This window comes from Stenotrophomonas maltophilia (genome assembly GCF_047782825.1).
Lineage (GTDB): Bacteria > Pseudomonadota > Gammaproteobacteria > Xanthomonadales > Xanthomonadaceae > Stenotrophomonas.
Genome location: NZ_CP180589.1, coordinates 4,438,288 through 4,462,803, shown reverse-complemented (window position 1 = coordinate 4,462,803; position 24,516 = coordinate 4,438,288). Strand labels below are relative to the sequence as shown.

The following is a 24,516-nucleotide window of genomic DNA, read 5'->3' as shown; positions in this document are numbered from 1 at the left end:
GGGGCAGATCCGCGCCCCGGTAGATCCACGCCATGCGTGGATAGGCGCGGATTCATCCACCATACGGGGGCGGGGGTGCAAGCAATCGCCATCGCGGCGATGATAGGGGGGCTGCGGGTCCCCCTCCCCGCGAACCACGTCATCGCCATGTCCTCCACGACTGTTGCTTCCATCCGTGAAGAAATCGCCAGCGCCCTGACCCACGGGCTGGGCGCCGTGTTCGCGCTGGCCGCCAGCGCTGTCCTGATCACCCTGGCCGCCATCTACGGCGACGGCTGGCAGCTGGCCAGCGCCATCGTGTTCGGCATTGCCCTGCTGCTGCTCTACACCGCCTCCACGCTGTACCACGCGATCCAGCACCCCACGGCCAAGGGCCGCCTCAAGGTCTTCGACCACTGCGCGATCTATGTGCTGATTGCCGGCACGTACACGCCCTTCACCCTGATCGGCCTGCGCGGGCCCTGGGGCTGGGGCCTGTTCACCGCCATCTGGGCGCTGGCCCTGGGCGGCGTGGTGTTCAAACTGTTCTATACCGGCCGTTTCAAGGCGCTCTCCACCGGCATCTACATTGCGATGGGCTGGCTGGTGATCGTGGCGATCAAGCCGATGTGGGCCTCCATTGACGGCGGGACGCTGGCCTGGCTGTTCGCCGGTGGCCTGTCCTACACGCTGGGCACGTACTTCTACCACCGCGAATCGATCCCCTATTCGCACGCGATCTGGCATCTGTTCGTGATCGGCGGCAGCGTCTGCCACTTCGTCGCGGTGACCATGCAGGTGCTGTAAACCTGCGGGTGCTGTAAACCCACCGCCCAGCGTGCCCGTGCACGCCAAGCACATGAGCGCTTCGCGCCCTGTCCACCGTGATGGGGCAACCATGGCGGTGTGAATGCCGCCCCTTCCCCCGCCGCGCCGCGCCCTTCGCGCTGGCGATTCCGCCGCCCGGGCCGCCGCGGCCAGCGCTGGCTGGCCGTGCTGGTGTTCCTGCTGGCCGCGCTGCTGATCCTGATCGCGCTGTGGGACTGGAACTGGTTCAAGGGCCCGGTGGAACGGGCGGTCCAGGCCCGCACCGGCCGTGCCCTGCACATCGGCCACCTGGACGTCGACCTGGGCCGGACCAGCACCGTGCGGGCCGATGCGATCACCTTCGCCAATGCGCCCTGGGCCAAGCAGGCCAACATGGCCAGCGCCGACCGGGTCGAGATCGATGTGCGCGTCTGGCCCCTGCTGCGCGGCAGCATCCAGTTGCCCGAGGTACGGTTGACCCGTCCGGACGTGCTGCTGGAAACCGCCCCACGCAAGGGCGAGCCCGGCAACTGGGATTTCCTGCCCAGCAGCAGCGGTGGCAGCACGCTGCAGCTGAAGGGCCTGCGCATTGATGACGGCCGCCTGCAGTTCCTGGATGCGCTGGGCCGCACCGATATCCGTGTGGGCGTGCGCAGTGGCGAACCCAAGCAGGCCGATGCCGCCCCGCCGCTGCTGGTACAGGGCAAGGGCCGCTGGCAGGGCAACCCGTTCACGCTCAGCGGCGGCACCGAATCGCCGCTGCAGCTGACCGACAGCGCCCACCCCTTCCGCATCCATCTGGATGGCCGCGCCGGCGGCACCCACGCCGTGGCCACCGGCACCTTGACCAACCCATTCGCCCTGCAGGTATTCGACCTGCAGTTCGCGCTCAGCGGCCAGGACCTGGCCGATCTATACCCGCTGCTGGGCATCGCCATCCCGCCCTCGCCGCCGTATGCACTGCAGGGCCGGCTCAAGCGTGACCACAACATCTGGCGCTACGACGGCTTCACCGGCAAGGTCGGTGACAGCGACCTTGGTGGCAACCTGCAGTTCGAAGTGGGGCGCGACCGCCCGCGCCTGACCGCCACGCTGGAATCGCGCCGGCTGGACTTCGACGACCTGGCCGGTTTCGTCGGCGCACCGCCGAAGACCGGTGGCGGCGAAACCGCCAACGCCGAACAGAAGGCCGAAGCCGCGCGTCTCGCCGTCAGCGCCAAGGTGCTGCCGGACACGCCGTACAACCTGGGCAAGCTGCGCGCCATGGACGCCGACGTGCGCTGGAAGGCCCACCGCATCAACGCCCCATCGCTGCCGCTGGACGACATGGACGCGCACCTGCTGCTGGATGACGGCGTGCTGCGCCTGGACCCGCTCAACTTCGGTGTCGCCGGCGGTGACATCCGCAGCACCATCCGCATGGATGCGCGGCAGACGCAGATCAGCACCGCACTGAAAGCCCGCGTGCGCGGCGTGCAGCTGGGCCAGCTGTTCCCGGATGCGAAACTGGCCGAGCAGGCCAAGGGCGGCATCAGCGGCCAGATCGACCTGAGCGGCCGCGGCAACTCCATTGCCGCCATGCTGGGCAGCAGCAGCGGCGATGTCGGCGTGGCGATGGGCCGCGGCCACGTGGGCAACCTGGTGATGGAACTGGCCGGCCTGGACATCACCGAATCGCTGAAATTCCTGTTCACCGGCGACCGGCAGATCCCGCTGCGCTGCGCCTTTGCAGACTTCGGCGTCCGCGACGGCCTGATGACCAGCCGCGCGCTGGCGGTGGATACCACTGACACGATCATCATTGGCGAAGGCACCGTAAGCCTGCGCGATGAGCAGCTGGACCTGCTGCTGAAACCGCGGCCGAAGGACAAGAGCATCCTGGTGCTGCGCTCGCCCCTGCGCATCGGCGGTACGTTCAAGGATCCCTCGTTCCGGCCGGACTTCAAGGCGCTGGGTGTACGTGGCGCGGTGGCCTTGGCGCTGGGCAGCATTGCCCCGCCGGCGGCGCTGCTGGCGACGATTGAACTGGGGCCGGGCAAGGATGCCGACTGTGGTGGGCAGTATGCGAAGTAGGTTTACGGCGGTGTTCGCGGCGCCTCTGTTGCTACTGCGTTGAGTGGGGCGGGCAGCCTGGGCAGGACACGCCGTGAACCCATCCTTGAAGTGACCCCCAAAAGTTGGACAGTTGGGGATCAGGCGGCCAGCGCGGCCTGTTCCCGGTACTTTACCGGGCTCAGACCCTTTAGTTTCAGTCGGATACGGTCTTCGTTGTAGTACCGGATGTATTCCACCAGCCCGGCTTCCAAACTTTCGATGCTGTCAAAGGTGTTCAGGTAGAAGAATTCCGACTTCAGCGTCCCGAAGAAGCTCTCCATGGCCGCGTTGTCCAGGCAGTTGCCACGCCGGGACATGCTCTGTTTCAGCGAGTGCGTTGCGAGCTTGTGGCGGTAGTTTTCGTGCTGGTAATGCCAGCCTTGGTCCGAGTGAATCATCGGTCGATCTGCGGGCGAAAGCTTCTTGATCGCTTGATCCAGCATCTCACCCACCAGGTCGAATACTGGTCGACGCTTCATCTTGTAAGTCACGATTTCGCCGTTGTAGAGGTCCATGATCGGCGAAAGATAGAGCTTCATGCCCTGCACCTTGAACTCGGTTACATCGGTCACCCACTTACGATTGGGCATCTCAGCCTCAAACTGGCGGCCCAGGTCGTTGGGAACCACGACATTGGCCGCTCCCTTGAACGCGCGATAGCGCTTGATGCGTACCCGCGACTGCAGGCCCAGCTCGGCCATCAGCCGCTGTACCCGCTTGTGGTTGATGGCCTGGCCCTGATTGGCCAGCTCCAGTGTTATGCGACGGTAGCCGTAGCGCCCTTGGTTCTCGTCGTAGATCGCGCGGATGCGCTCACGCAGCTCCGCCTCGCCCTCATCGGGATGGGCCAAGGCGTTGATCTGGTAATAGAACGTGCTGCGAGAGAGCTCGGCCGCCTCGAGCAACAGCGGCAGTGCGTAGATCTGCCTCAATCCTTGGACGGCTTGCGCTTTGCATCTCGCGCCGCCTGCTCTTCCCGGATCAAGGCATCGAGTTTTTTTAGGTAAGCGGTCTCCGCACGCAGGTAGGCCACTTCCTTGAGGAGCTCATCGCGGCTCATGTCCTCGGCGGGCTTGGACGAGCGGGTCTTTTTCATCGGCTTTTGAGGCGGTAATGGTGGCGGTGCCAACGCTTGGGCACCCCCCTTAGCATACAGCCGCCGCCACAGCCCCACTGCGCCGGCATCGCCAATCTGGAAGTAAGTGGTGGCCTCACGCGCGGACATTCCGTCCTGGCTCATCTTCTCCAGGACCGCAAGTTTGAACTGGAGATCGTAGGACCGCGGTTTGCGGTCAAACCCCGGTCGGCCATGCAGCCGGTAGGTCGCTGCCCACCGCCTCACCGTGGAGAACTCCAGGCCATGGCGGCGGGCAACAGCCTTGACCGATGTGGAGGTGTTGCAGGCCTCTTTAGCCACCTGCAATTTGAAACGAACCTCATATCTGTTCATGTAACCCTCTGGGTTGGATCAGGTGTCCAACTCCAGGGGGTCACTTCACCATGGGGGCTCGTAGGCGCCATTCATGGCGCCTGCGGTCCTGCCCAGGCTGCCCGCCCTACTCCTGACAGTTTCCTGCGCGCGCGGAACAAGAGCGGGAATTCAAAATCAAAAGAAAAAGCAGAATCAACAGCTTTGCCAACGAAGGTTGGCAGCTACCAGGAGCGGGTGATCGGCGCTGAAACGCACCGCGCTCGCGGGAATGTGTGCAGAGGCGGAGGGCATGGCCGTGCAGGACCGTAGGCGCCAAGGGCCCGAGGCATGCCTCGGGCGGGTTGGGCAGGACGCCCAACCCCGGCCTTGCCGAGTGCGCAGGACAGCGCACTCGAGCAAGGCGCCTACGAGCTACATGGACGTATTTACCGCGTGTCCTGCACGGCCATGCCCTCCGCCTCCCCACGCACCAGGAAGGCGCCGCAGTTGCTCTCGATTTGGCCGTTGCCTTTAGCGGGCCGGCGGGCTGCAAGCCCGCCAGCGAAAAAACTCACCCCGCCACGATGTACTGCTGCAACTGATCCAACTCCCGCCGCTGCGCGTCGATCACCGCCTTCACCAGGTCGCCAATCGAAATCACCCCCAGCACCGAACCACCCTCCACCACCGGCAGGTGGCGGATGCGGTAATCAGTCACCAGCTGCAGGCAGTGCTCCACCTGCTCGCCCGGGGATACCGTCACCACCTTGGCCGTCATGATCTCCGACACCGCCGTATCGCGGGAAGAACGATCATGCAGCACGATCTTGCGCGCGTAATCGCGCTCGGAAAGGATGCCGACCAGCCGCGGCCCTTCCATCACCAGCACCGCGCCGATGCCCTTCTGGGCCATCAGCCGGATCGCATCGATCACCGCCGCGCCGGGCGCGACCGCATGTACTTCAGGGGACTTGCCGTCCAACAGTTGCCGTACCGACGTCATCTGCCTGCCCTCCCAGGGTGGGTTGCAGGCCCGAGTCTGCCACGGATGGTGCTAGCCAGGCGTCAACCAGGTACAGCGGCCGCTGCTTGGATTCCTCGTACAGGCGGCCCAGGTATTCGCCGATCAGGCCCAGGGCGATCAGCTGCACGCCGCCCAGGAACAGGATCACCGCCATCATCGTCGGCCAGCCCGCCACCCGGTCGCCGTACAGCGCCGCCTTCACGATCACCCACAGGCCGAACACGAACGCCACCGCTGCCGTCGCCAGGCCGAGGTAGGTCGCCGCCCGCAACGGCACCGTGGAAAAGCCGGTGATGCCTTCCAGCGCGAAATTCCACAACCGCCACAGGCTGAACTTGCTGTTGCCGGCCAACCGCGCATGCCGGTGGTAGGGCACCGACACGCGACGGAAGCCCACCCAGCTGAAGAGCCCTTTCATGAAGCGGTGGCGCTCGCGCATTTCGCGCAGCGCCCCCAGCGCGCGCGGCGACAGCAGGCGGAAATCGCCGGTATCGGCGGGAATCGGTGTCCGCGACAGGCGACCGATCACGCGATAGAACAGCGCCGCGGTGGTGCGCTTGCTCCAGCTTTCGCCATCGCGCACCAGGCGCGTGCCGTAGACGTTGTCATAGCCTTCCCGCCAGCGCGCGACGAACGCCGGCACCAGCTCCGGCGGGTCCTGGCCATCGGCATCGAGGATCATCGCCGCGCCGTCGCGCACCTGGTCCAGGCCCGCGGTCAGCGCGGCTTCCTTGCCGAAGTTGCGCGACAGCCGCAGGGCCGAGACGCGCGGTTCGGCACGGGCCAGGTCTTCGATGACCGCCCAGGTGGCGTCACTGCTGCCGTCATCCACATAGAGGATGTGCCCCTCGACGTGGTCCAGCCCGTCGAGCACAGCACACAGGCGCGGATGCAACTGGGGCAGCGCCAGTTCCTCGTTGTGGGCGGCAATGACGAAAGTGAGGCGTTGGCGTGTCATCGGCGGATTGTACGTCGCTGGCGGGCTTGCAGCCCGCCGGCCCGCCCAGAGCAACGGCAACTGCAGAAGCAGCGCCTTCCTGATACGTGAATGAGGCAGAGGGCATGGCCGTGCAGGACACGCGGTAAATACGTCCATGTAGCTCGTAGGCGCCGTCCCTGGCGCCTACGGTCCTGCACAGCCATGCCCTCCGCCTCTGGACACGTTCCCGCGGGCGCGGTGCGCTTCAATGCCGATCACCCGCTTCTGGCAGGTGCCAACCTTGGTTGGCCCAGCTGTTGATTCTGCTTTTTGCTTCTTTCTTTTGAATTCCCGCTCTCGTTCCGCGCGCGCAGGAAACTGTCCGGAGCCGGAGCAAGGCGGCAGGCAGGACCGTGAGGCGCATGGATGCGCCGACCGAGCCCCGATGGGTGAGGGCGCTTTGCTTGCGAAGCACTGCTTCGCAAGCGCCCGAACGCACAGCCGCCAGCGGCTGGGTCGGACCCCGGAGGGGGGGTTACGGCGTGTCCTGCCTGCCGCCTTGCTCCGGCTCTACGCGCGAGAATGATGCGCCGCGAACGATCCCGAACTACTCGTCCAAGTACCCCGCCCCACCCAGCTGCCGCGCCTGCCGCTGTATCCACGCCGCCCGCCGCTGCACATACGGCCCCGGCTTGGCCGCGTTGTACCGCCGCGGCGCCGGCAACACCGCCGCCAGCCGTGCACTTTCCCCCGGCGCCAGCCGCGCGGCGTCCTTGCCCCAGAATTTCTGCGCCGCCGCCTGCGCGCCGTACACGCCATCGCCGAACTCGGCGATGTTCGCGTACATCTCCAGGATGCGTTCCTTCGGCCAGAACGCTTCGATCAGCACCGTGTACCAGACCTCCAGGCCCTTGCGGACCCAGCTGCGGCCCTGCCACAGGAACAGGTTCTTGGCCACCTGCTGGCTGATCGTGCTGGCGCCACGCAGGCGCCCGCCCTTGGCGTTGTGGTCGCGCGCCTTCTCGATGGCCTGCAGGTCGAAGCCGTTGTGGTCGGGGAAGCGCTGGTCCTCGGCGGCCACCAGCGAGATCGGCAGGCTGGGCGCCATCTGGTCCAGATCGCGCCACTGGTAATGCAGCCGGTAGGACCAGTCGCCCTCGCCCAGTGCCTCGCCATAGCGCCACAGCATCACCGTGGACAGCGGCGGGTCGATGAAGCGCAGCACCAGCACCTGCAGGCAGCTGAAGCCCACGAACAGCACCGGCAGCCACAGCAGCCGCTTCCAGCGCCAGCGCCTGCGGACCGGGGCGGTCGCCACCGCGTCCACCTTGTTCTGTTCTCCCCCTGCCCCCATTACTGGTGCATCCTTCTCATGCCTGGTTGTCGGCGCATTATCCGGCAACCGCCCCTGTTTACGCGCGATGTGAGCCGATGACCGCCCAAACCGATTCCCTGATCCGCTTCCTGCTGCCCGACGCCGGCGTCCGCGGCGTGCACGTGCAACTGCAGGCCACCTGGCAGGAAATCCTGTCCCACGCCGCCTATCCGGACAATGCCGCCGAGCTGCTGGGCGAGGCCTGCGTCGCCTCGGCCCTGTTCACCGGCCACACCAAGGTGGACGGCCGCCTGTCCATCCAGCTGCGCAGCAACACCGGCCTGCGCACCCTGTTTGCCGAATGCACGGCCGCCGGCACCCTGCGCGGCATCGCCCAGCTGGCCGACGGCGCCGACGCGCCGCGTGACCTGTCCAGCCTGGGCAGCGACGCCCTGCTGGCGATCACCATCGAGAACCCGGGCCTGGACCCGCGCGAGCCGCAGCGCTACCAGAGCCTGGTGGCGCTGACCGCGCCGGCGCTGGACGAGGCCTTCGAAGACTACTTCCGCCAGTCCGAGCAGCTGCCGACCCGCCTGCTGCTGGCCGCCGACCGCAACGGCGCGGTGGGGCTGCTGCTGCAGAAGCTGCCGGGCGACGAAGGCGACGACGACGGCTGGGCGCGCGCCAGCGCCCTGTTCGACACGCTGGGCAAGGCCGAACTGCTGGCCACCCCGGCCGAGCAGATGCTGCACCGCCTGTTCCACGAGGAAAAGCCGGAACTGGTGGGCAGCAAGCCGCTGTCCTTCGGCTGCTCGTGCTCGCGCGAACGCGTGGCCTCGATGCTGGTATCGCTGGGCGAGGAAGAAGCCCGGGCCGCCGCCGAAGACACCGGATCGGTGGATGTCCGCTGCGAATTCTGCGGACGTGAGTATCACTTTCCGTTGACGGAGTTCGGCATACTGTTCCACGGTGCCGAGGGGACTGTACCGGCGCCTGAACGGCTTCAGTAAATAGCAGGTCTTGTGTTCTGGGGAGGATCAAGGCTTGTTAAGAATTCATAAACACCCTAGGATCGAGTTCCCGCCCCAGCGGGAACTTCCGTTGATTGTCCCTGTCTGAACTGGTCCGATGCGTACCTTCCTGCGTCTACCGCTGGCCCTGCTGATCGCCCTTGGCGCGATCACGGGCGCGCATGCGCAGAGCAAGGACACCCGCACCGTGATCCCGGTGTGGAACAAGGGCAGCGGCAAGGTCGAGGCCCTGCTGTATCTGGAACCGACCGGTGAACAGGCCGCCGGTGCCCGTTGGCACTTCGGCCGCAATTCGCTGGATGCGGCCTTCGGCCTGTCCTCGGGCGATTCGCTGGGCCTGCTCTGCAACAGCAGCAGCGGGACCAGCATCAGCGGTCTGGCCAGCCATTGCATGCTGGCCAGCCTGGGCGACGAAGACGATGCCATCGGTGCCAACAACCGTCGCTTCACCGGCACGGCTGCCTTGAACCGCGGCAACAACCGCCTGGGCATCACCGCCGGCACCGGCCGCGAGACCCTGCCGGCCTGGCTGGCATCGCCGAACAAGACCCCTGCCCTGCGCGCCGAACAGAACGACCTGACCGTGTTCGCGCAGCGGAACATCGGCCGCGAGGGCTTCGTGTCCATCGCCGGCACCTATGCCAAGGCACGACTGGTGCCGCTGGCTGACGCCTCACCGGCCATCGTCGACCGCTGGGACAGCAAGAGCCTGAGCCTGGGCGCCGGCTACGGCAACTTCACCGGCAGCATCGTCGGCCGCGTGGTCGATGTGCCCGGCAAGCCGGGCAAGTGGGAAGGCCTGGGTATCGGCCTGACCTGGCGCACGCCGTGGTCGGGCCAGCTGACCGTCGGTGCCGAGAACGTGATCAGCCGCGGCAAGAATCCGTTCTCCCCGCGCAACGAAAGCAACGATGACGGCACCGTGCCGTACGTGCGCTACGAGCAGGATCTGTAACCGGCCCAGTGCCGTACGTCACAGCTGCAACCCTCGCAGGGCGCCTCCGGGCGCCCTTCCTGTTTCCGCAGGTAACACGGGGGCGAAACTGGCCGCGATTGATACATATCGAAACACGATGAAATGTATCAACAGAAACGAATTTGATCACAAAACGATAACGAGATCACAGGACCGCGCCAGGCATACCCTGTAAGCCATTGAATCGAAAAGATTCGTCCGGATGTGAAGACAAAGCACATCAAAAATTAACGCAGCTTTAATTTTCGCGGGGGCGCCGTTACTATCGGTTCAGCCTCGCGTTTTTTGGAGCGACTTTTTCCGCTCCGCACGCAGGCAATCACCCAGCCAAGATTTCCTTGGAGAGAGAGAGCCAATGAATTTGAAGTCCAACAAACTGCGCGATGCGGTTGTCATCGCGCTGGTCGCCGGTGCCTCCATCGCGACCGCCCAGGCCCAGGAGGCCACCTCGGGTGCGACCAACCTGGATCGCATCCAGGTCACCGGTTCGCGCATCCGTTCGGTCGACCTGGAAACCCAGCAGCCGGTCCTGACCCTGTCGCGTGAAACGATCCAGCAGACCGGCCGTACCAACGTTGCCGAAGTGCTGCAGCAGATCGCCACCAACGGCGCTGCGATCAACACCCAGTTCAACAACGGTGGTGACGGCTCGGCCGGCGTCGACCTGCGCAACCTGGGTTCCTCGCGCACCCTGGTGCTGGTCAACGGCCGCCGCTGGGTGCAGGCCCTGGACGGTACCGTCGACCTGAACTCGATTCCGACCGCCATCGTCGAGCGCATTGAAGTCCTCAAGGACGGCGCCTCTTCGATCTACGGTTCGGACGCCATCGCCGGCGTGGTCAACATCATCACCCGCGACAACTTCAACGGTGGCGAAGCGCACGTCTACTACGGCCAGTTCAGCAAGGGTGACGGCCAGCGCCAGGCGCTGGATCTGACCCTGGGCAGCAGCAACGACCGCAGCAGCCTGGTGTTCGGCGCCAGCTACGTGAAGGAAAAGGCCGTCATGGCCGGCGCGCGCAAGATCTCGCGTGACCCGGTGTATGGCCTGGGCGCTTCGCAGTACAGCAGCCAGACCTCGTCCGGCGGCCTGTGGGATCTGACCATCGATGGCGTCGGCACTGACGATTACGATGCGTGGAGCGATCTGGCCGGCAGCGATGACGAAGCCACCGCAGACCGTGCCGGCCTTGCCCGTCGCGTGGTCAACGCAGGTGCCGACGGCACCAACCCGAACAATTTCCACAACTACAGCTCTGCCGACGCGTACAACTACGCCAAGGACAACTACCTGCGCACCCCGCAGGAGCGCAAGTCGATCTACATCCAGGGCCGTTACGACCTGACCGATTCGATCGCCCTGCGTACCGACGCGCTGTACAACCAGCGCCTGTCGGCCCAGCAGCTGGCCGGCTACCCGCTGAGCGCGGGCAGCTACCTCGGTGGTGACCAGGGTCTGTTGGCCGACAGCTACTACAACCCGACCCGCCTGACCGACAACCCGCGCGAGCTGAACTGGAACCGCCGCCTGGTCGAGCAGGATCGTTACTACGAACAGGACGTCAAGACCTTCCATTGGTACGGTGGCCTTGAAGGTTCGTTCGAAGTGGCCGGCCGCTACTTCAACTGGGATGCAGGCGCTGCCTACAACGTCACCGACCAGGTCGACACCCAGATCGGCGACGTGAACATGGGCAACCTGTACCAGGCCACCGGTGCGTCCTTCATGGACACCGACGGCGTGGTCAAGTGCGGTGCACCGGGCGCGGTCATCGCCGGCTGCGTGCCGTTCAACCCGTTCACCAGCGCCGGCAACATGCCGCAGGACCAGCTGGACTACATCCTGTTCAACGCCAAGGACAAGTACCAGAACAAGTCCAAGTCGTTCACCGCCAACCTGTCCGGCGACATCGTCGAACTGCCGGGCGGCATGATGGGCTTCGCCGCCGGTGTGGAAAAGCGCAAGGAATCGGGCTACGACATGCCTGACGCCTTCGTGTCGGCCGGCCTGAGCTCGGGCAATGGCCGCCAGCCGACCTCCGGTGCCTACGACCTGACCGACGTCTACCTGGAACTGGCCGTGCCGCTGCTGAAGGACCTGCCGGGCGCCAAGTCGCTGGAATTCAGCGCCGCCACCCGTCGTTCGGACTACAGCAACTTCGGTTCGACGCTGAACAGCAAGTTCGGCTTCAAGTGGAAGCCGATTGAAGACCTGATGGTCCGCGGCAACTGGGCCGAGGGCTTCCGCGCGCCGTCCATTTCCAACCTGTTCGGCGGTGCCGGCGAGTCCTACGACAGCTACGGCGATCCGTGCTCGGTCGGCAGCCCGTACATCGGCAATGCCGCCGTTGCTGCCCGCTGCGCCGCTGCAGGCATCCCGGCCAGCTACCAGCAGCGCGAAGGCTACGGCGGCCAGACTGCATGGCCGTTCGAGTGGAAGTCGAACCCGGAGCTGAGCCCGGAAACCTCGACCTCCAAGAGCCTGGGCATCGTCTACAGCCCGAGCTTCGTGCGCGGCTTCGACGTATCGCTGGACTGGTGGAAGATCAACATCAAGGACGTGATCAGCCGCCCGACCGCCGACTACATGCTCGAGCAGTGCTACGTGCAGGGCAACAACGGCTGGTGTGACGTGCTGGGCAACTCGGGCCTGACCCGCAATTCGCTCGGCCAGATCACCTACATGGCCCGCTACCTGCAGAACCTGGGTGAGCTGGAAGTGGAAGGCTTCGACCTGACCATGCGTTACCAGCTGCCGGATACGCGCTTCGGCTCGTTCTCCTTCGTGTGGGACAGCGTCTACATGAGCAACTACCGCACCAAGGCCACCCCGGAATCGGATTGGGATCCGTCTGAAGTCGGCAGCTACTCCCGCGACACCCCGGTGTGGCGCATCCGCTCGAACCTGACCACCAACTGGACCTATGGTGATTTCGGTGTGAGCTGGACCGTGCGTTACTTCTCGGGCCTGAACGAGAACTGCAAGTTCCCGGGCGTGGCCGAGCTGTGCAGCAACCCGGGCAAGATCGGCCTGGAAGGCCGTGCGGATCCGGAAAACCACCTGGCCGCTACCACCTACCACGACCTGCAGGTGCGCTATAACCTGCCGTGGAACGGTACCGTCTCGGTCGGTCTGACCAACGTGTTCGACAAGGAACCGCCGGTGGCCACCCAGGCCTTCGCCAACTCCTTCGACTACCAGTACGACACCCCGGGGCGCTACATGTACATGGAGTACCGCCAGCGCTTCTGATGGAAGCACGGGTGTAAGTAGCAAAACGCCAGGACGGGGCCCTTCGGGGCCCCGTTTCTGTTGTGCTGCCCGTTGGCTCGGCACCCGGGCAGCGCAAATAAAAAGGCCGCAGCGGGGCTGCGGCCTTCTGCATGTTCCGGCGCGGCGGAGTCAGCCGTTCGGGATCAGCGTTTCGATCAGGTGCTCGACGTAGGCTTCGAAATCCTCGCGCGCCTGCTTGGGCTGCTGCAGCTGCAGCGACAGCTGCAGGAAGCCGACATAGGCCGCATAGGCCAGGCGTGCACGATGGCGCGCATCGGTCGAACTCAGGCCGGCCTGGCGGAAAGACGCAACCAGGTAATCCAGGCGACGCTGCGAAACGCGGTCGATCACCGGCCGCACCATCGGGTGGTCCAGCGCCTTCAGCAGTTCGCTGTAGATGATGTGCGGCTGCACTTCGTGGGCCACCATCTGGAACAGCTGGCGCAGGCGCGCGCGCGGATCGGGAACATCTTCCAGGCTGCCGAACACCTGTTCCTGTTCGAACAGTTCCCAGCGTTCCAGCGCGGCCTGCAGCAGGGCGTCGCGCGATGGGAAGTGCCAGTAGAAGCTGCCCTTGGTCACGCCAAGGCGGCGCGCCAGCGGTTCCACCGCGACGGCACCCACTCCTTGTTCAGCGATCAGGTCGAGGGCCGCCTGGGCCCAGTCTTCGGCACTCAGGCGGCTGTTGCGGCCGGCGCGCGGTTCGCCGGCAGAAGCGTCAGGTTGATTCATGGGCTGATTTAACCATACGGCGGGGTTCGTTGCAGTACGCGGTTTCGGCGGAAACCGACGCAGGGCGGGCCATGGCGGCTTCCGCAATGCACCATACTCCATAGTATTGACTTCCGCTGCCAGCAATCCATACTAGCGAGTATGGTCACGTCCCCTATTCCCGCTGCGTTCCATGATCTGCGCCAGGAGGCGGCCCATGGCGCGCGTCTGGCGGTCACCGCCAGCGACCACGGTCGCCGCGGCCGGGTGTTGTTCGCCCATGGCTTCGGCCAGACCCGGCACGCCTGGAACGCCACCGCGCGGGCGCTGTCGGCCGCGGGCCTGCAGACCCTGGCCTACGATGCGCGCGGCCATGGCGATTCGGACTGGAATGCCGCCGACCTGCCCTACCACGGCGAACAGTTCGCCGATGACCTGATCGTGCTGGCCGGCGAACAGCCGCGGCCGCCGGTGCTGGTCGCCGCATCGATGGGCGGCCTGTTCGGCCTGCTGGCCGAATCGCGCTGGCCGGGCCTGTTCTCGGCCATGGTGCTGGTGGACATCACCCCGCGCTGGGATACCGCTGGCGTCGAACGCATCCTCGCCTTCATGACCGCCCACCCCGATGGCTTCGCGTCGCTGGCCCAGGCCGCCGATATCATCGCCGCGTACATGCCGCACCGCCCGCGCAAGTCCGAGCAGTCGCTGCGTGCGCTGCTGCGCGAGGACGGCCAGGGCCGCTGGCGCTGGCACTGGGACCCGCGCCTGGTGGCCGAACTGGCGCGCGACAGCGAGCAGCACCAGGACGCGCTGGCCGAAGCCGCACGCCAGGTGAAGTGCCCGCTGCTGCTGGTCAGCGGCGGCCGCAGCGATCTGGTCACCCCGCAGACCGTCGCCGAATTCCTGGCACTGGCGCCGCATGCACGCCACGTACAGTTGCCGCAGGCCACGCACATGGTCGCCGGTGATGACAACGACGCCTTTACCGCTACTGTGTTGGACTATCTGGACGTGTTGCCCGCAGCGGATGCTGCAGCTTCGTCCGCCACAAACGAGCACGTCACCGGAGCACGCTCATGAGCATCGTTCTTCCCTTCCTCGCCCTGCTGCTGGCAGGCGCGTTCGTCGCCTACCACCGCATGCGGCTGGTTACCTGGACGCTGATCAGCGTGGCCCTGCTGGCCGCCTGCTGGTTCATTCCCTACGTCAACCAGACCGCCACGATCGTCGCGGCCGCCGTGCTGGCGGTCATCGCCGTGCCGCTGCTGCTGCCGTTCATCCGCAAGCCGCTGCTGACCGGCCCGATGATGAAGGTGTTCCGCAAGGTGCTGCCGCCGCTGTCGCAGACCGAGCGCATCGCCCTGGAAACCGGTTCGGTCGGTTTCGAAGGCGAGCTGTTCACCGGTGATCCGGACTGGAACATCCTGCTGAACTACCCCAAGCCGCAGCTGACCGCCGAAGAACAGGCCTTCCTTGATGGCCCGGTCGAAGAGCTGTGCACCATGGTCAACGACTGGGAAATCACCCACGTCCATGCCGACCTGCCGCCGGAACTGTGGGCCTTCATCAAGAAGAACAAGTTCTTCGGCATGATCATCCCGAAGGAATACGGCGGCCTGGGCTTCTCCGCGCTGGCCCACCACAAGGTCATCCAGAAGCTGGCCTCGGTGTCTTCGGTGGTCAGCTCCACCGTCGGCGTGCCGAACTCGCTGGGCCCGGGTGAACTTCTGGTGCATTACGGCACCCAGGAACAGAAGGACCAGTACCTGCCGCGCCTGGCCGATGGCCGCGAAGTGCCCTGCTTCGGCCTGACCGGCCCGTTCGCCGGCTCCGACGCCACCTCCATTCCCGATTACGGCATTGTCTGCAAGGGCGAGTGGAACGGCGAGCAGGTGCTCGGCGTCAAGCTGACCTTCGACAAGCGCTACATCACCCTGGCCCCGGTCGCTTCGCTGATCGGCCTGGCCTTCCGCATGTACGACCCGGATGGCCTGATCGGCCAGACCCGCGACATCGGCATCACCCTGGGCCTGCTGCCGCGCGATACCGCCGGCGTTGAAATCGGGCGTCGTCACTTCCCGTTGAACTCGACGTTCCAGAACGGCCCGATCCGCGGCAAGGACGTGTTCATTCCGCTGACCCAGCTGATCGGTGGCGCGGCCATGGCCGGCAAGGGCTGGAACATGCTCAACGAGTGCCTGGCCGTGGGCCGCTCGATCACCCTGCCGTCCACCGCCAGTGGCGGTGCCAAGGCGGGTGCCGCCGTGACCGGCGCCTATGCACGCATCCGCAAGCAGTTCGGCCTGTCGGTCGGCCGCTTCGAGGGCGTGGAAGAAGCGCTGGCCCGAATCGGCGGCAAGGCGTACAAGATCAGCGCGCTGTCGCAGGCCACCGCCGCCGCGGTCGACCGTGGCGACGTGCCGTCGGTGCCCTCGGCCATCGCCAAGTACCACTGCACCAACATGAGCCGTGAAGTGATCTCGGACATGATGGACGTGATCGGCGGCAAGGGCATCATCCTGGGCCCGCGCAACTTCGCCGGCCGCAGCTGGCAGGCCGCGCCGATCGCCATCACGGTGGAAGGCGCCAACATCATGACCCGCAGCCTGCTGATCTTCGGCCAGGGTGCGATCCTCTGCCACCCGTGGGTGCTGAAGGAAATGAAGGCCGCGCAGGATCCGGACACCCGTGCCGGCCTGCAGGACTTCGACCGTAGCCTGTTCGGCCACATCCGCTATGGCATCTCCAATGCCGTGCGTTCGTTCTGGTTCGGCCTGACCGGCGCCCGCTTCGGTGCCGCCCCGGGCGACGCCTACACCCGCCGCTACTTCCGCAAGCTGGACCGTTACTCGGCCAACCTGGCGCTGATGGCCGACATCTCGATGATGACCCTCGGCGGCAAGCTGAAGTTCAAGGAATCGCTGTCCGGCCGCCTGGGCGACGTGCTGAGCCACGTCTACATGACCAGCGCCATGCTCAAGCGTTACCACGACGAAGGCGCACCGCAGGCCGACCAGCCGCTGCTGGCCTGGGCCTTCCATGACAGCGTGCACAAGATCGAGGAATCGTTGTCGGCAGCACTGCGCAACTTCCCGATCCGTCCGATCGGCTGGCTGATGTGGGCGCTGATCTTCCCGCTGGGCCGTCGTGCCGAGGCCCCGGGCGACCGTCTGAGCCGGCGCGTTGCCGCCCTGCTGATGGCCCCCAATGAAGCCCGCGACCGTCTGGCCAGTGGCGTGTTCCTGACCCCGTGCGAGAACAACCCGGGTGGCCGCATCAACAGCTACCTGAGCAAGGCGATCATGGCCGAGCCGGTGGAGCGCAAGTTCCTGAAGGCGCTGAAGAGCAAGGGCATCGAGGCGCTGGACTTCAAGGCCCAGCTGGACGAAGCCGTGGCCGAAGGCGTGATCACCCAGGACGAGCGCAGCCTGCTGGAAGAACTGCGCACGCTGACCCTGGACACCATCACCGTGGACGACTTCGACACCCACGAGCTGCGTGCGGCCAGCTACTACGACCGCCAGCACAAGGACCCGCATTCGCAGGCAGCGTGATCGCCTGGAGGACGCGGACATGAAAACGGCGGGCTTCGGCCCGCCGTTTTTGTTTGTTGTAGAGCCGAGCCCATGCTCGGCTGAGGCCGCGGCGGGGAAAAGCAGCCGAGCGTGGGCTCGGCTCTACCAAGCGATTACGCCGGCACGAACCACCACGCCACTGCCGCCAGCAGCGCTGGCACCGACTGGATGAAGAAGATCCGCTTGTTGACGCTCCACGCGCCGTAGCAGCCCGCCACGATCACGCAGCCCAGCGAGAAATTCACCAGCATCGGCAGGTGGTCGAACAGGCCCCAGAAAAGGCCGGCGGCGAGGAAGCCGTTGTACAGCCCCTGGTTGGCCGCCAGCACGCGGGTGATCTCCGCCTTCTGCGGCGTGTTGCGGAACGTCTTCAAGCCCAGCGGGCGGGTCCACAGGAACATTTCCAGCACCAGGAAATAGACGTGCAGCAGTGCGACCAGCAGGGTCAGGGCGAGTGCGATCCAGTACATGGCGGGTTCCTTGGGCAGGTTGATGGGGTGATGGGGTCAGAGCCCTCTCCGTGGGAGAGGCATCCGACCCCGCGACGCTCAGCGGTCGCGCGGCAGTTTCTTTTCTTCGCGCAGTACGCCGAACGCGGCGGCGGTCATGCACGCGGCCACCAGCATGCCGCCGATGAACACCACGTGCGAGCCGAACAGGGACAGCCCCTTGTGCACCCAGGTGAAGCTCAGGTCGGCACCGCGGTAGACCACCGTGTCGATGGCCGCGCCGGCCTTGTAGCGCCACTGGCGGTCGACACGGGTGTAGATGGTTTCGCGTGCCGGCTTGAACAGCGAGAACTCGCTGGCGCGGGTCAGCACCTGCACCACCGCCACCATCATCGGCAGCGGCGAGGCGGCCAGTACCGAGAAGCCAAGCAGGATGGCGAAGGCGGGAATCAGCAGGGCCGGGGCGATGCCGTGGCGCGACAGCAGCCAGCGGGTCAGGCTGAGCTGCAGCAGCAGGGTCAGTGCGTTCACCGCTAGGTCGATGCGCGAGAAGAACGCGGTACTGGCGGCCGGGTCGCTGAACGCAGCGCGCACGATGCTGGCCTGCTGGTTGTACAGCATCGTGCCAACGCCCACGCCGAACACCACCAGCACCGCCAGCCAGCGCAGCAGCGGCTCGCGTGCGATCAGCTTCAGGCCATCAAGCACGCTGCCGCCCATCGGCGTCTCGCCCGACACCAGCTGCTGCTCGCGCTCGCGCAGCACCGCCCAGTGCCGCAGGCGCCAGATGCAGAACAGGCAGACGACCAGGAAACCGGCCGACACCAGCATCAGGTTGGCGATGCCCACGCGCTGTGCCAGCGCACTGGTGATGAGCGGGCCCAGGAAGGCGCCGACGGTACCGGCCGCACCGATGTAGCCATAGTAGGCACGCGCCTGCGTGTTGGAGAACACGTCGGCCATGAAGCTCCAGAACACGGCCACCGCGAACAGGTTGAACACCATCACCCAGAGGAAGAAGGCCATGCCCCGCCCCGGTACGCTGCTGTCGAACAGCGCGTAGAAGCCCAGCAGGGTGACGATGAAGAAGCCATAAACCACCGGCAGGAACACCCGCCGCGGGAAGCGGCTGACCAGCCAGCCATAGACCGGCTGCAGCGCCAGCATGATCACGAACACGCAGGTGAACAGGAACTGCAGGACGAAGTCCTTCAGGGCGATGCCGTGGCTGGCGAACCAGGCAATCAGCACCGGCGGGAACACCGTTTCCAGATCGGCCGAAGCAGCCATCGCCTCGCGCACCGGGCGCAGCACGTAGTAGCCGCTGAGCAGGCAGAAGAAATACAGGAACGACCACCACAGCGCCGGCGATTCGCGCAGCGCTGCGACCAGGCCACGCAGCGGCCCCCTGCCCTGCACCGCGCTCACGCGGCTCCCCTCGCCAGGCAGCGGCGGTTGGATGGCGGCATGGCAGGCTCCGGGGGCAGTGAAGCGCGTACGTTAGCCAATGCTCTGCAACATCGCCAGCACGCATGCCTGTGCCTGCCGCGGGGCACCGCGGCAGCGCGCCGTCATTGACACGTCAGGACACATGGAACGGGCGTCAAAAATCCAACTTTTTCAACGAGATGCGCATTCATCTTCGCTTTGTTTGTGCACAGGCGAAAACCGGCGCTAGAATCACAATCAGCAGTCGCGCACGGGTCCAATTCGATGAAAATGAACAACCTGCGTCGCCCGATCCGTTCGGCGGCCACCGGTTTGCTGGGCATGCTCATGCCCGTTGCCATGTCCACCACCGCGCAGACGCCGCCGGCATTGCCGCCGATGCCGACCAACATCGAATCTGCTGCCGGCCCGACCGTGGCCCACACCCAGCCCGCCGCCTACCGCACCGGCCTGGTGCCGCGCGTGCAGTTGCCGGCGGCTGGATTCAACGTTGCCAACATCGAATCGATGGCGCAGCAGTTGACCTACGGCGAGCGCGTGCCGGGCATGGCGGTGGCCATCGTGCAGGGCGGCCGCGTGCTCAGCGCGCGCGGGTATGGCGTGACCGACGTCAACAACCCGCTGCCGGTCGACGCGCATACCGTGTTCCGCCTGGCATCGCTGTCCAAGGCCTTTGCCGGCACCATGGCCGGCCTGCTGGTCAACGATGGCACCCTGCGCTGGGACAGCAAGGTGACCGACTACGTGCCGGGCTTCCGCCTGAACTCGCCCGAAGCCACCGACCGCCTGACCGTGGCCGATGTGCTCAGCCACCGCGTCGGCCTGCCGTACAACGCCTACGACCGCGACATTGAAGGCAACGCCGAGTACTACACGCTGACCCAGAAGCTGGCCAACACCAGCCTCAAGTGCCTGCCGGGCGACTGCTACGCCTACCAGAACGTGGCCTTCAGCCTGATCGGCGATGTGGTGTACGCCGCCTCCGGCAGCTTCTACGAACAGTCGGTCGAACGCCGCATCTTCAAGCCGCTGGGCATGAACGATGCCAGCCTGGGCCTGGCCGGCATCCAGGCCAGTTCGCGCTGGGCGCGCCCGCATGTGCGCAGCCGCAACGGCTGGGTGTCGCTGACGCCGAAGCCGACCTACTACCGCGTCGCCCCGGCGGCCGGCGTCAATGCCAGCGCCAGCGACATGGCGCAGTGGCTGCTGGCCCATACCGGCCACCGCCCCGACGTGCTGCCGGCGCCGCTGCTGGCCACCCTGCATTCGAGCCTGATCAACACCCCGGGCGAGATGCGTTCGGGCTGGCGCCGCGAGCGCCTGCACTCGGCCGGTTACGCACTGGGCTGGCGTACCTTCGATTACGCCGGACACGACGTGGTGTTCCATGCCGGTGCCGTGCAGGGCTACCGCGGCCTGGTCGCGCTGGTGCCCGAGCGCGACCTGGGCATCGCCATCATGTGGAACGGCGAAAGCGGCCTGCCCAGCGGCCTGCTGCCGACCGTGCTCGATTCGGCCCTGGGCCTGCCCACGCAGCGCTGGCTGGATGTGGACACCGACTTCGGCAGCGACAGCCTGATGGCCGAAGGCGCAACCCCGGCGCAGCAGGACAAGCGCAAGGGCAAGGGCGCCTCGAGCAACCGCGCCGTCGCCTCGCCGCGCTGACCCGGCGGGCTCACGCACTGCACAAAGGGGCGGCCTACGGGCCGCCCTTTTTGTTGGGCGAGCGCGTGGCGTCTGCAATGTCGAGCTTGCTGGCCTGCCCTTTGCGCAATGAAGTCGAGCAAGCTCGACGCTACGGGTCATGTGTAGTCGAGCAGGCTCGATTCGACTGACGGCCCACCACGGCCCATAAAAAAACCCCCTCCCCGCTGGGCAGCCAGGGAAGGGGTTTCAGGGTACGGCTATCGGGAAGTACTTAGATCAGCGGCGCCGGGGTTGCCGGAAGCGCGACCGGAGCGGCCTTCTTCTTGCGGGCGGCCGGCTTGCGCTTGGCAACCTTCTTGGCAGCCTTCTTCGGGGCAGCCTTCTTGGTGGCCTTCTTCGCAGTGGCCTTCTTCGCAGTCGCCTTCTTGGCAGTCTTCTTCACTGCCTTCTTGGCGACCTTCTTTACGGCCTTCTTCGCGGTCTTCTTTGCCGGCTTCTTGGCGACCTTCTTCGCCGCCTTCTTCACTGCCTTCTTGGCAGTAGCCTTCTTGGCGACCTTCTTGACGGCCTTCTTCGCGGTCTTCTTCGCCGGCTTCTTGGCTACCTTCTTCGCCGCCTTCTTCACTGCCTTCTTCGCAGTGGTCTTCTTGGCGACCTTCTTGGCGACCTTCTTCACGGCCTTCTTGGCGGTCGCCTTCTTCGCGACCTTCTTCACTGCCTTCTTGGCAGCAGCCTTCTTAGCGACCTTCTTCACCGCTTTCTTGGCGGCGGGCTTCTTTTTCGCAGCTTTCTTGGTTGCCATGGGATGGCTCCTCGTCAGTGATAGGGAGTTGAAACGCCCAGGTGGATCAAACCCGCAGGTGCTGCGTGCGGGGACCGCCGGCGCGTCAGGCGCGCCGTTACGGATGCGGCAATGCCCGCCTCGATCGGCGGAGCGGGCATTGGAACGGGAGGTGCCTTGCATTTCTCCGGGGGAAGCGGGGCCATGTCCACCGTCATCAGGATCGCGGTGGTCTTGAAGGGGCTGCTTCGCATCGGACGATTGATTCTGCGCACTCGGTTTGGCAGGCAAGGTCTGCTGAGGCGAAACCTAATCACGGTTTTTTTTACTGTCAACAACCCCCGCGAAAAAATTTCACATCCGCGTCCGCTGGGCCGGCGTCGGCAGCACCGTCGCACGACGTCGCCACACCCCTCTGCAGCGCACCTTCTACGCCACGCGCGTTGCTGGCTTCGCTCGCACACTGAATGAAAAACGCTTGAAATAAGCACTCTGCGTTGATAGGCCATTGTTGGTGGCGCGCAGCACGCCGCCGTGGGCGACGCGTGCCGGCACCTGCGTTCCTGGCACCACAACGGGTCCGCAACAGGGGTGAAAAGTTTTCACATTCGAACGCGCCGGCGCGGGGTGGAAACGCGGATTTGCGCAAAACTGCGCGCGCCTCGGGACGCCGATCCGTGCCGCCTGATGCCATGCCGCGGGCGTGCATCGCACCGGATGTCATGAGCGGGTACGGCGGCCGAAACGAAAACGGCCACCCGAAGGTGGCCGCCTTCGTTCCGGGAAACGACGACTCAGTGGTCTTCGTTTTCCAGCGCTTCGGCGTAGGCGTCCGGATCCAGCAGCTCGTTGAGCTCGTCGGTGCTGGTCAGTTCGACCACGAACATCCAGCCTTCGCCGTAGGCATCTTCGTTGATGGTTTCCGGCTTGTCCGACAGCGCCGAATTGACCTCGACGATCTTGCCGCTGATCGGGCTGTAGACGTCCGAGGCGGCCTTGACCGACTCGACGACGGCGATCTGCTCGCCGGCCTTGGCATCGGCACCGACTTCGGGCAGCTCGACATAGACCAGGTCACCCAGCAGGCCCTGGGCATGGTCGGAAATGCCGACAGTGACGCGGCCATTGCCTTCGACGCGGGCCCACTCGTGGGACTTGAGGAACTTGAGGTCGCCGGGGATCTCGCTCATGGGAACTGCTCCAGGTTTTGCAGGGGGTGGAAAAATCGGGGCTAGTGTAACCAACCGGCCGCCACTGCTGTCAGTGACGACCGGCACGTTCGGATCAGGCGTCGGCCAGCACGCCGGCCTGGGCCTGGCCTTCGCGGACGAAGGGGAACTTGACCACGCGCACCGGCACCTGCCGGCCGCGGATGTCGACGGTGACCTGGCCCAGTTCACCGGCCGGCACGCGCGCGAAGGCGATGCCCTTGGCCAGGGTGGGCGAGAAGGTGCCGGACAGGATCTCACCCTGGCCGCCGGCGGTGGTCACCGCCTGGCCGTGGCGCAGCACGCCCTTCTCGTCCATCACCAGACCGATCATCTGGCGTGCATTGCCGGCGGCCTTCTGCGCCTCCAGCACGTCGCGGCCGATGAAGTCGCGGCCTTCGTCCAGCGACACGGTCCAGGCCAGCGCCGCTTCATAGGGGCTGATCTCTTCGTCCATGTCCTGGCCGTACAGGTTCATGCCGGCTTCCAGGCGCAGGGTGTCACGCGCGCCAAGACCGGCCGGCTTCACGCCCGCCGCCAGCAGACGGTTCCAGAAGGCGACCACCGCGTCCTGCGGCAGCAGGATCTCGAAGCCGTCTTCGCCGGTGTAGCCGGTGCGGGCGACGAACAGTTCGACGCCATCGTCGGCCTTGACCTGCAGGGCGGCGAAGCGGCCGAGCTTGGCCAGTGCCTCGCGGTCGGCTTCGCTGGCCAGGCCAACGACGATGTCGCGTGCCAGCGGCCCCTGCACGGCCAGGATGGCCAGGTCGGGGCGCTGTTCAACGCTGACGCCGAACGGTGCAGCCTGCTCGCGCAGCCAAGCCAGGTCCTTTTCGCGGGTGGAGGCGTTGACGACCATGCGGAAGAAATCGTCGGCCAGGTAGTAGACGATCAGGTCGTCGATGACGCCGCCGCGCGGGTTCAGCATGCACGAGTACAGGGCCTTGCCCGGTACCTTCAGCTTGTCGACGGAGTTGGCCAGCAGCCGGCGCAGGAACGGCTTGACCTGGTCACCCCGCAGGTCGACCACGGTCATGTGGCTGACGTCGAAGACACCGGCTTCGCGGCGCACCAGGTGGTGTTCGTCCAGCTGCGAGCCGTAGTGGATGGGCATGTCCCAGCCCCCGAAATCGACCATCTTGGCGCCGAGGGCGCGGTGGGTATCGTTGAGCAGCGTCTTCTGGGTCATGACCGGTCCGGCAGCAGGGGAAACAAGAACGGCCATTATCCCAGATCGGTCGGCGGCAGGCGTGCCGCAGCGCAGCGGGGGTTTGTGTTTGGCCGGCCTGCGGCCGGCGCCGCATTTCTACAGCCAAGGCGCAGAGCGTAAAGCGCAAAGCCGTAGCGTTTCGGCTCTGGATTCTTTCGGTGTGGGCGGGGCGGTGTGGGGTTGCGGGACACGCCGTGAACCCCGCTCCGCGGTCCGGCCCAGCCGCTGGCGGCTGTGCGTTCGGGCGCTTACGAAGCAGTGCTTCGCAAGCAAAGCGCCCTCACCCATGGGGGCTCGTAGGCGCCTTGCTCGTGTGCGCTGTCCTGCGCACACGGCAAGACCGGGGTTGGGCATCCTGCCCAACCCGCCCGAGGCATGCCTCGGGCCCATAGCGCCTGCGGTCCCTCCACCCCACACCGCCCCACCCTTCCAGATGCCCGGCGACGGACGGAAAGCAAGTGCCAGAGCCAGATCAAAAGCAGATCTGGATGTCGATACATATATAGATAGAGGGGTCGGAGCCCTTTCCTGCGGAAAGGGATCCGACCCCGCGAGCGCAGCGACCGGCTTTTGCTGTTGCTCTTCATTTCTTTTCCGTGGGCTGGACGCGCACGGAAACTGTCGGGGGGCGGGCGGGTGGGCTGTGCAGGGGCGTG

Annotated in this window: 18 protein-coding genes; 8 read left to right on the top strand and 10 right to left on the bottom strand. The window is 65.8% G+C overall.

The window, feature by feature from the left end:
* Positions 1-147 precede the first annotated feature (147 nt).
* Together trhA and ACM2ZB_RS20445 are read left to right on the top strand one after the other, a co-directional pair.
* Positions 148-786: a PAQR family membrane homeostasis protein TrhA gene (gene trhA / locus ACM2ZB_RS20450; protein ID WP_079222824.1), complete on the top strand. Its 639-nt coding sequence runs from the start codon at positions 148-150 to the stop codon at positions 784-786.
* Between the two features lie 99 nt (positions 787-885).
* The gene (locus ACM2ZB_RS20445; protein WP_313442020.1) at positions 886-2,859 is read left to right on the top strand and encodes an AsmA family protein; all 1,974 of its coding nucleotides are present in this window, start codon (positions 886-888) and stop codon (positions 2,857-2,859) included.
* A gap of 119 nt (positions 2,860-2,978) precedes the next feature.
* Here the strand turns inward: ACM2ZB_RS20445 and ACM2ZB_RS20440 are convergent.
* From ACM2ZB_RS20440 to mtgA, 4 genes are all read right to left on the bottom strand, one after another.
* Positions 2,979-4,330 (bottom strand): IS3 family transposase gene (locus ACM2ZB_RS20440; protein WP_416056775.1). Its coding sequence is split into 2 segments (ribosomal slippage): positions 2,979-3,883 and positions 3,883-4,330, totalling 1,353 coding nucleotides; the frame shifts between segments, so codons are not numbered across the junction.
* Between the two features lie 532 nt (positions 4,331-4,862).
* On the bottom strand, positions 4,863-5,294 hold the full coding sequence (locus ACM2ZB_RS20435) for a CBS domain-containing protein (RefSeq protein WP_313442022.1): 432 nt from the start codon (positions 5,292-5,294) through the stop codon (positions 4,863-4,865).
* Positions 5,254-6,273 (bottom strand): glycosyltransferase family 2 protein, encoded by a 1,020-nt coding sequence (locus ACM2ZB_RS20430; RefSeq protein WP_416056774.1) that lies wholly within the window; start codon positions 6,271-6,273, stop codon positions 5,254-5,256. Before ACM2ZB_RS20430 ends, ACM2ZB_RS20435 begins: the two co-directional genes overlap by 41 nt.
* Before the next feature lie 568 nt (positions 6,274-6,841).
* Positions 6,842-7,588 carry a monofunctional biosynthetic peptidoglycan transglycosylase gene (mtgA, locus tag ACM2ZB_RS20425; protein ID WP_416056773.1) on the bottom strand — a complete coding sequence of 249 codons (747 nt, stop codon included), beginning with the start codon at positions 7,586-7,588 and terminating at the stop codon, positions 6,842-6,844.
* Positions 7,589-7,665: 77 nt separating this feature from the next.
* On the opposite strand from mtgA, the gene ACM2ZB_RS20420 reads away from it, so the two are divergent.
* From ACM2ZB_RS20420 to ACM2ZB_RS20410, 3 genes are all read left to right on the top strand, one after another.
* A complete protein-coding gene (locus tag ACM2ZB_RS20420; protein ID WP_416056772.1) occupies positions 7,666-8,559 on the top strand; it encodes an Hsp33 family molecular chaperone HslO in 894 nt (297 codons plus the stop codon).
* Positions 8,560-8,677: 118 nt separating this feature from the next.
* Positions 8,678-9,535 (top strand): hypothetical protein, encoded by an 858-nt coding sequence (locus ACM2ZB_RS20415; RefSeq protein ID WP_313442030.1) that lies wholly within the window; start codon positions 8,678-8,680, stop codon positions 9,533-9,535.
* A gap of 376 nt (positions 9,536-9,911) precedes the next feature.
* Positions 9,912-12,809, top strand: coding sequence for a TonB-dependent receptor domain-containing protein (locus ACM2ZB_RS20410; protein WP_416056771.1), 2,898 nt, complete (start codon positions 9,912-9,914; stop codon positions 12,807-12,809).
* A gap of 150 nt (positions 12,810-12,959) precedes the next feature.
* On the opposite strand, the gene ACM2ZB_RS20405 is transcribed toward ACM2ZB_RS20410, so the two are convergent.
* Complete coding sequence (locus ACM2ZB_RS20405) at positions 12,960-13,562, bottom strand: TetR/AcrR family transcriptional regulator (RefSeq protein ID WP_079222832.1); 603 nt, start codon at positions 13,560-13,562, stop codon at positions 12,960-12,962.
* A 141-nt stretch (positions 13,563-13,703) separates the two neighbouring features.
* Here ACM2ZB_RS20405 and ACM2ZB_RS20400 point away from each other — a divergent pair, with 141 nt between their 5' ends.
* Together ACM2ZB_RS20400 and ACM2ZB_RS20395 are read left to right on the top strand one after the other, a co-directional pair.
* Positions 13,704-14,621: an alpha/beta fold hydrolase gene (locus ACM2ZB_RS20400; RefSeq protein WP_416056770.1), complete on the top strand. Its 918-nt coding sequence runs from the start codon at positions 13,704-13,706 to the stop codon at positions 14,619-14,621.
* On the top strand, positions 14,618-17,095 hold the full coding sequence (locus ACM2ZB_RS20395) for an acyl-CoA dehydrogenase (RefSeq protein WP_416056769.1): 2,478 nt from the start codon (positions 14,618-14,620) through the stop codon (positions 17,093-17,095). The genes ACM2ZB_RS20400 and ACM2ZB_RS20395 overlap by 4 nt, the downstream gene beginning before the upstream one ends.
* Positions 17,096-17,229: 134 nt before the next feature.
* Here the strand turns inward: ACM2ZB_RS20395 and ACM2ZB_RS20390 are convergent, their stop codons facing one another.
* Both ACM2ZB_RS20390 and ACM2ZB_RS20385 read right to left on the bottom strand, forming a co-directional pair.
* Complete coding sequence (locus ACM2ZB_RS20390; RefSeq protein WP_416056768.1) at positions 17,230-17,586, bottom strand: DUF1304 domain-containing protein; 357 nt, start codon at positions 17,584-17,586, stop codon at positions 17,230-17,232.
* A gap of 78 nt (positions 17,587-17,664) precedes the next feature.
* Positions 17,665-18,993, bottom strand: a complete 1,329-nt coding sequence (locus tag ACM2ZB_RS20385) for an NTP/NDP exchange transporter (RefSeq protein ID WP_416056767.1) — start codon at positions 18,991-18,993, stop codon at positions 17,665-17,667.
* Positions 18,994-19,278: 285 nt separating this feature from the next.
* On the opposite strand from ACM2ZB_RS20385, the gene ACM2ZB_RS20380 reads away from it, so the two are divergent.
* Positions 19,279-20,679, top strand: a complete 1,401-nt coding sequence (locus ACM2ZB_RS20380) for a serine hydrolase domain-containing protein (protein ID WP_313442043.1) — start codon at positions 19,279-19,281, stop codon at positions 20,677-20,679.
* A 253-nt stretch (positions 20,680-20,932) separates the two neighbouring features.
* On the opposite strand, the gene ACM2ZB_RS20375 is transcribed toward ACM2ZB_RS20380, so the two are convergent.
* The 3 genes from ACM2ZB_RS20375 to gcvT form a co-directional block, all read right to left on the bottom strand.
* The gene (locus ACM2ZB_RS20375) at positions 20,933-21,463 is read right to left on the bottom strand and encodes a hypothetical protein (protein ID WP_416056766.1); all 531 of its coding nucleotides are present in this window, start codon (positions 21,461-21,463) and stop codon (positions 20,933-20,935) included.
* Positions 21,464-22,236: 773 nt separating this feature from the next.
* Entirely contained in the window at positions 22,237-22,632 is a 396-nt protein-coding gene (gene gcvH, locus ACM2ZB_RS20370; RefSeq protein WP_313442046.1) for a glycine cleavage system protein GcvH, read from the bottom strand.
* A 94-nt stretch (positions 22,633-22,726) separates the two neighbouring features.
* A complete protein-coding gene (gene gcvT, locus ACM2ZB_RS20365; RefSeq protein ID WP_313442048.1) occupies positions 22,727-23,839 on the bottom strand; it encodes a glycine cleavage system aminomethyltransferase GcvT in 1,113 nt (370 codons plus the stop codon).
* Positions 23,840-24,516: the final 677 nt, after the last annotated feature.

Coding starts and splice junctions, on each gene's coding strand:
- trhA (WP_079222824.1), top strand. CDS start 148: ATGTCCTCCACGACTGTTGCTTCCATCCGTGAAGAAATCGCCAGCGCC.
- ACM2ZB_RS20435 (WP_313442022.1), bottom strand. CDS start 5,294: ATGACGTCGGTACGGCAACTGTTGGACGGCAAGTCCCCTGAAGTACAT.
- ACM2ZB_RS20430 (WP_416056774.1), bottom strand. CDS start 6,273: ATGACACGCCAACGCCTCACTTTCGTCATTGCCGCCCACAACGAGGAA.
- mtgA (WP_416056773.1), bottom strand. CDS start 7,588: ATGGGGGCAGGGGGAGAACAGAACAAGGTGGACGCGGTGGCGACCGCC.
- ACM2ZB_RS20420 (WP_416056772.1), top strand. CDS start 7,666: ATGACCGCCCAAACCGATTCCCTGATCCGCTTCCTGCTGCCCGACGCC.
- ACM2ZB_RS20415 (WP_313442030.1), top strand. CDS start 8,678: ATGCGTACCTTCCTGCGTCTACCGCTGGCCCTGCTGATCGCCCTTGGC.
- ACM2ZB_RS20410 (WP_416056771.1), top strand. CDS start 9,912: ATGAATTTGAAGTCCAACAAACTGCGCGATGCGGTTGTCATCGCGCTG.
- ACM2ZB_RS20405 (WP_079222832.1), bottom strand. CDS start 13,562: ATGAATCAACCTGACGCTTCTGCCGGCGAACCGCGCGCCGGCCGCAAC.
- ACM2ZB_RS20400 (WP_416056770.1), top strand. CDS start 13,704: ATGGTCACGTCCCCTATTCCCGCTGCGTTCCATGATCTGCGCCAGGAG.
- ACM2ZB_RS20395 (WP_416056769.1), top strand. CDS start 14,618: ATGAGCATCGTTCTTCCCTTCCTCGCCCTGCTGCTGGCAGGCGCGTTC.
- ACM2ZB_RS20390 (WP_416056768.1), bottom strand. CDS start 17,586: ATGTACTGGATCGCACTCGCCCTGACCCTGCTGGTCGCACTGCTGCAC.
- ACM2ZB_RS20380 (WP_313442043.1), top strand. CDS start 19,279: ATGAAAATGAACAACCTGCGTCGCCCGATCCGTTCGGCGGCCACCGGT.
- ACM2ZB_RS20375 (WP_416056766.1), bottom strand. CDS start 21,463: ATGGCAACCAAGAAAGCTGCGAAAAAGAAGCCCGCCGCCAAGAAAGCG.
- gcvH (WP_313442046.1), bottom strand. CDS start 22,632: ATGAGCGAGATCCCCGGCGACCTCAAGTTCCTCAAGTCCCACGAGTGG.
- gcvT (WP_313442048.1), bottom strand. CDS start 23,839: ATGACCCAGAAGACGCTGCTCAACGATACCCACCGCGCCCTCGGCGCC.